Below are 5,520 nucleotides of genomic sequence, written 5' to 3' on the forward strand. Positions count from 1 at the left end.
GGTGCGCGCCGCGGGGGCGCCGCAGCCACCACATCCGGTAGCCCGCGACGATCATCACCGTTAATGCGACCGCGACGGCGAACAACACCACCTGGTTCAGCAGACCAAACAGGATGCCCATATGCAAGGCGATCCCCAGGTTGGCGAGCTGTGCGGCGACCGGCCAATCGGCGAACCAGTTGACGCCGATCACCTGGTCGGCCCGCGGATCGACGGCGGCGCTGTTCGGCGAGAACTGCCACGGCGCGCGGACCTCGGTGACGGTGAAGGCCGTTGTGTCATCGCTGGGGATGGAGATCTGTACGGCGTCGGAGCCGCCGACACCGGCCGACCGGGCCAGCGCTAGTGCGGTGTCGGCGTAGCCAGCGTTCGCCGTAGCGGCCGCCGCGCTGCCGGTAGCGGCGGGTGCGCCGTGGTCACCGTGGCCGTGACCACCGCTGCTTGCCGCCGGTGCGGCGGAGGCGTCTAGTGCGGTGCTGAGCGTGGGTTGGGTCCAGCTCAGCGCGGCCCGCAGGTCGGTGATGTTCTCGCCCGCGTAACGCGACCAGGTCAGTCCAGTCGCCGACAGGAAGAGCAGCGCGACGATGATCCAGACCCCGGTGACGGCATGCCAGTTCAACGTCCGCGTGCGGGGGGTGCTCCGGAGGGGCTTAGTCTTGCGGCGGTTGATGACCCAGAGCGCCAGACCGGCCAGGGCGATTACCCACAGCCAGGACGCGGCGAGCTCGCTGTACAAGCGTCCGGGTTCACCCAGATGAAGGTCGCGGTGCAGGCTGTCGAGCCAGGTCCGCACGGGCAGTGAGCCGCTGCTGCCGTAGCTGGGCAGCTCGCCGGCCACTCGCAGCGTGACGGGATCGACGAAGACAGCAAGGCTGGTTGATTCGCCGAGCGTCGGGTCCTCGAACAGGACCCGGGTCGTGTCGCCCGGTTCGGGTGCCGGGCGCACTGCAGTGACGGTGAGGTCGGGCCGGGTCGCCGCGGCCGCCTCGATCTGTTCGGCGATGGAATGGTTCGGGCCGGTCGAGTCGGTGTGCAGTTGCGCGCGGTAGATGAGTTGTTCGGCTTGTGGGGCGAGCGCGTAGAGCCCGCCGCTGATCGCGGCGACGAGCAGGAACGGGGCCACCAGGATCCCGGCGTAAAAGTGCAGGCGTTTGAGGAGGACGGCGGTAGCTGTGGACATTCGAGATGTGGACATGCGTGTAGAGGACACGGCGAGGAGTTACCTTTCGAAGAAGAAGATCCCCGCCGCGGTACTGCTAGCTCACGGCAGGGTCAGGACTGACTTCGAGAGGGCGGGCGGACCGCGGGTTCCGACGGTGCCCAGGTAGCTCAGGGTGTGCGGGCGGAATGATGATCGGGCCGGGGCGACCCCGGCGCAGCGCGGTTCCACCGGCTCCGACCCGGTGAGTGCGGCGACGCGCAGCGCGAGGCCTGCGACGGCGCGAACCAGATGTTCGGCGGCCCGGACCAGGGCGAGCGCGGCGAGGGTGCCAAGCAGGTGGACTGCGAGCATGGGCGCGGTGACAAGCTGGTGGTGGTGTCCGGTGAGGGCGATCAGCAGCAGATGAATCAGCACCTGGCTGGCGGCCAACAAGGGGAGGAGGCGGGTGCTGCGCTGTGCGACGAGACCCAGACCCACGCCCGCACTGCCGACGATCAGCAGGCCGCTGGTTCCCGGAAGCGAACCGTGGCCCAGCGAGTGCGCGACGATGCCGGGTCCCGCGCCGACGATCCCGACGGAGGCTGCGCGCAACCGTGGAAGCGAACGTGTCGCATTCTCCGCGGTGGTCAGCACGCGCAGGAGTCTACGCGCCGAGTACCAGCAGCCACACGGCGACGTAGTGCAGTATCGCCGCGATCGCGGTGCACAGGTGGAAGACCTCGTGGTGACCGAACACGCCGGGCCACGGTTCGGGCCAGCGCAGTGCGAAGAACACGCCTCCGACGCTGTAGAAGACACCACCGATGGCGAGCAGCACGACCACCGCGGCACCGGTGTTGTGCAGCAACTCGGGGAGCACGAAGGCTGCGACCCAGCCGAGGAGGATGTACAGCGAGGTGCCGAGCCAGCGTGGCGATCCCGGCCAGATCAGCTTCAACACGACCCCGGCCACAGCCCCGAGCCACACGATGCCGAGCACCCACCAGCGGGTCGGGCTATCCAAGCCCATCATGCAGAACGGCGTGTACGTGGCCGCGATGAACACGAAGATCATCGAGTGGTCGGCGCGTTTCATGGCGATCTGGTGTCGCGGATTGACCCACGAGATGCGGTGGTAGATGCTGCTGGTGGTGAACAGTCCGGTGATACCGACGACGTAGATACATACGGAAACGATGTCGAGTGCGTCTCGGTGCCGCGCGGTGCCGACGATCAAAATAATGCCGACCGCAATGGCGATGAACGCGGAGTACTTGTGGATGACTCCGCGCAGTGTGGGCTTGAGCTGTCCGTCGGCGTCTAGCGCTGGCAGCGTCTCGGTCATAGAACCTACGCTACCGTAAGTTTCCTCCCGGTAACCTCCGGCGGGCGTAAGATCTGGCCTGTGAAACTGATCCCGGAGAGCGTGCGCGGTGGCCTGTACCGCATATACGAAGGCCGCCTGGTCCAGCTCATGGAGGGCGACCAGATCCCCCGGCACGTGGCGATCATCTGCGACGGCAACCGCCGGTGGGCGCGGGAGGCTGGCTTCGAAGACGTCGCCCACGGGCATCGTGTCGGCGCCAAGCGGATCGCCGATATGGTCGGCTGGTGTTCGGAGCTGGGCATCGGGACGATGACCGTCTATCTGCTCTCGACCGAGAATCTGGCGCGCGCCTCCGACGAACTCGACGCGTTGATGGAGATCGTCCCGGACATTGTCGACGAGATCGCCGATGCGCCCGGCGGCGACTGGCGCGTGCACCTGGTCGGCAATCTGGAGGTGCTGCCCGACAACGTCGCCGCGCGTCTGCGCGATGCCGCGGCGCGGACCGCGGGTCGGAGCGTGATGACCGTCAACGTCGCTGTCGGCTACGGCGGCCGGCAGGAGATCGTCGACGCCGTGCAGGCGCTGTTGCGCGAGAAGCTCGCCGCGGGCGCGGGTGCCGCCGAACTGATCGATGCGGTCTCGGTTGCGGGGATCGACGCCAACCTCTACACGTCCGGTCAGCCTGATCCGGACCTGGTGATCCGGACGTCCGGGGAGCAGCGGCTCAGCGGCTTCCTGCTGTGGCAGAGTGCCTACTCGGAAATGTGGTTCACCGACGCCTACTGGCCGGAGTTCCGCCGCGTCGACTTCTTGCGCGCGCTCCGCGACTTTGCCGCGCGCGGGCGCCGATACGGCAAGTAGATGGCGGCGACTCCGGCCATCGCAGCCCTGACCGCCGCGGATATCGAGCACGTGGTGCACCACTACGCGCACGATAGGAAAAACGCCGATTATGGCGCCGAAGCCGTCGCGATCATGGGCGACCGGCTCGGCGTGGCACCTGCACAGATATTCAAGACGCTCGTCGTCGACCTCGGTGACCGCAAGCTCGGCGTCACGGTGCTGCCGGTGCCGCAGAAACTCTCCCTCAAAGCCGCCGCTAAGGCGTTCGGGGTGGCCAAGACGCTGATGGCCCCGCCGGCCTCCGTCACGCGGGCGACCGGCTACGTGCTGGGCGGCGTTGCCCCGCTCGGGCAGAAAACTGCGCTGCCCGTCGTCGTGGATACTTCGGCGCTGCAGTGGGATCGGATTCTGACCAGTGCAGGCAAGCGTGGACTGGAGATCGAGATCGCACCGGCCGATCTGGTGTCGGTGACCGGCGCATTGGTCGCCGACCTCACCCGATAGCGATTGCCCGCTAGGCTTCAGGTAGGCAAAACCTGCAGGGGGCCGTGATGGGCATGTTCGACTTCGTGACCGGGAGCAAATCCGCACCCAAGGGGACGGTGCCCCAGCCGGTGGGAGTGGTGGCGCAACAACTGCTCAGCCTGAACCGGCCCACCGCCCCCTGGAGTGTGCGCGACGGCCGCGGCGAGGGCGTGGACCTGATTGCCGAGTGGAAGATCGTCGACGCCCGCTGGTACGAGATCTTCGCCAAAGCCGGTACCGAACGCGTCTTCCGCATCCTGATGAAGTTCGACGAGGCCGCCGGTGAGATCCGCGCCGTCGACCAAGAGTGGACCGTCTCGTGGCGGGCAGGGGTCCCGCAGTTGTCGGCGGCCGCCGAGGGCTTCCGCGGACAGAAGAAGGAAATATCCTTTGGGACCGCCGTGGCTTTCCGCGAGGAAGACCTGCGTTTCGGCGTCGTCTACGACTACAAATTCGACACCAGCGAGATCAAGAAACCCCTGCAAGAGACCGCCCTGGCGAACGGCTGGGGCTGGCGCGGCGTCGCCTTCGGCAAGTTCTGACCAGGACGTTCAGAGCTTGCGGAGGCGGACGCGGTTGATTGAGTGATCGCGATCCTTGCGTAGCACCAAGGTCGCGCGGGGGCGGGTGGGCAGGATGTTCTCAATCAGATTGGGACGATTGATCGACATCCAGATATCCCGGGCGGCGATAGTGGCCTGCTCGTCGGTCAGGGACGCGTAATGATGGAAGTGCGATTCCGGGTCGGCGAACGACGTCGTCCGCATCTGCAGGAATCGGGAGACGTACCAGGTCTCGATGTCCGACAGCTTCGCATCCACGTAAATGGAGAAGTCGAATAGGTCGGAGACGGTGAGCGTCGGACCGGTCTGGAGAACGTTGAGGCCCTCGAGAATCAGAATGTCGGGCTGATTCACCTCGTGGAATTCGCCCGGCACGATGTCGTAGGAGACATGCGAATACACCGGCGCGCGCACCGACTCGGCACCGGACTTCACATCGGTGACAAAGCGCAGCAGGGCCCGGCGGTCGTATGACTCGGGAAAACCTTTGCGGTGCATGATGCCGCGGCGCTGCAACTCGGCGGTCGGGTAGAGGAAACCGTCGGTGGTGACCAGATCGACCTTCGGATGCGAATCCCACCGGGACAGCAGAGTGGCCAATACGCGGGCAGTGGTCGACTTGCCCACCGCCACGCTGCCGGCAACACCGATGACGAACGGCACCTGACGATTGCGCTGGCGACCACCCAGGAACGTCGACGTCGCGGCGAACAGCCGCTGGCGCGCCTCGACCTGCAGGTGGATCAATCGGGACAGTGGCAGATACACCTCGGCGACCTCAGTGAGATCGACCTGCTCGCCGAGACCGACGAGCTTCTCCAGCTCGACTTGGGTCAGCACCATCGGCATCGATTGCCGGAGCTCGCGCCACTCTCGCCGGTCCAATTCGAGGTAGAGGCCGGGGTCACGGTCACTGGAGGGGCGTGCCATGGCAGGCACACTACCGGGCCCGCTGCGGGTCGGTAGCGTTGGACGACATGACTGCTTCTGCCGGACCGGACCTGGTGAACGAGTACCTGCGGCTCGGGCTCGAGTTCGACCGGATCGAACCGGGCTTCGTCGACGCCTACACCGGCGACCCGGCGTTGCGCGCCGAGGTGCAGAACGCGCCCGCTCCC

At 66.6% G+C, this 5,520-nt stretch carries 7 protein-coding genes and 1 pseudogene; 4 read left to right on the plus strand and 4 right to left on the minus strand.

What is annotated here, in order from left to right:
- The 3 genes from WAW85_RS17035 to trhA form a co-directional block, all read right to left on the minus strand.
- Nucleotides 1-1,195: PepSY-associated TM helix domain-containing protein (locus WAW85_RS17035; protein WP_422560768.1), on the minus strand; the 1,195-nt coding region annotated here is incomplete at its 3' end.
- 66 nt (nt 1,196-1,261) lie between these two features.
- The gene (locus tag WAW85_RS17040) at nt 1,262-1,795 is read right to left on the minus strand and encodes a hypothetical protein (protein ID WP_422560769.1); all 534 of its coding nucleotides are present in this window, start codon (nt 1,793-1,795) and stop codon (nt 1,262-1,264) included.
- 10 nt (nt 1,796-1,805) lie between these two features.
- The gene (trhA, locus tag WAW85_RS17045; protein WP_422560770.1) at nt 1,806-2,486 is read right to left on the minus strand and encodes a PAQR family membrane homeostasis protein TrhA; all 681 of its coding nucleotides are present in this window, start codon (nt 2,484-2,486) and stop codon (nt 1,806-1,808) included.
- Between the two features lie 60 nt (nt 2,487-2,546).
- Here trhA and WAW85_RS17050 point away from each other — a divergent pair, with 60 nt between their 5' ends.
- From WAW85_RS17050 to WAW85_RS17060, 3 genes are read left to right on the plus strand one after another with little or no spacing between them, the layout of a single operon-like run.
- Nucleotides 2,547-3,332 carry an isoprenyl transferase gene (locus WAW85_RS17050; protein ID WP_422560771.1) on the plus strand — a complete coding sequence of 262 codons (786 nt, stop codon included), beginning with the start codon at nt 2,547-2,549 and terminating at the stop codon, nt 3,330-3,332.
- Complete coding sequence (locus WAW85_RS17055; RefSeq protein ID WP_422560772.1) at nt 3,333-3,818, plus strand: aminoacyl-tRNA deacylase; 486 nt, start codon at nt 3,333-3,335, stop codon at nt 3,816-3,818. It begins immediately after the preceding gene.
- Between the two features lie 53 nt (nt 3,819-3,871).
- The gene (locus WAW85_RS17060; protein ID WP_422560773.1) at nt 3,872-4,381 is read left to right on the plus strand and encodes a hypothetical protein; all 510 of its coding nucleotides are present in this window, start codon (nt 3,872-3,874) and stop codon (nt 4,379-4,381) included.
- Nucleotides 4,382-4,390: 9 nt separating this feature from the next.
- Here WAW85_RS17060 and coaA read toward each other — a convergent pair whose 3' ends face one another.
- On the minus strand, nt 4,391-5,332 hold the full coding sequence (gene coaA, locus WAW85_RS17065; protein ID WP_422560774.1) for a type I pantothenate kinase: 942 nt from the start codon (nt 5,330-5,332) through the stop codon (nt 4,391-4,393).
- 47 nt (nt 5,333-5,379) lie between these two features.
- Between coaA and WAW85_RS17070 the strand changes: the two are divergent.
- Nucleotides 5,380-5,520: pseudogene (locus WAW85_RS17070) on the plus strand (DUF885 domain-containing protein); the annotation flags it as partial.

It is taken from the genome of Gordonia sp. (in: high G+C Gram-positive bacteria) (assembly GCF_049299075.1).
Taxonomy (GTDB): Bacteria; Actinomycetota; Actinomycetes; order Mycobacteriales; family Mycobacteriaceae; genus Gordonia.

Bases quoted from the DNA above. Each gene is read 5' to 3' on its own strand.
- coaA (WP_422560774.1), bottom strand. From the start codon at position 5,332: ATGGCACGCCCCTCCAGTGACCGTGACCCCGGCCTCTACCTCGAATTG.
- trhA (WP_422560770.1), bottom strand. From the start codon at position 2,486: ATGACCGAGACGCTGCCAGCGCTAGACGCCGACGGACAGCTCAAGCCC.
- WAW85_RS17055 (WP_422560772.1), top strand. From the start codon at position 3,333: ATGGCGGCGACTCCGGCCATCGCAGCCCTGACCGCCGCGGATATCGAG.
- WAW85_RS17060 (WP_422560773.1), top strand. From the start codon at position 3,872: ATGTTCGACTTCGTGACCGGGAGCAAATCCGCACCCAAGGGGACGGTG.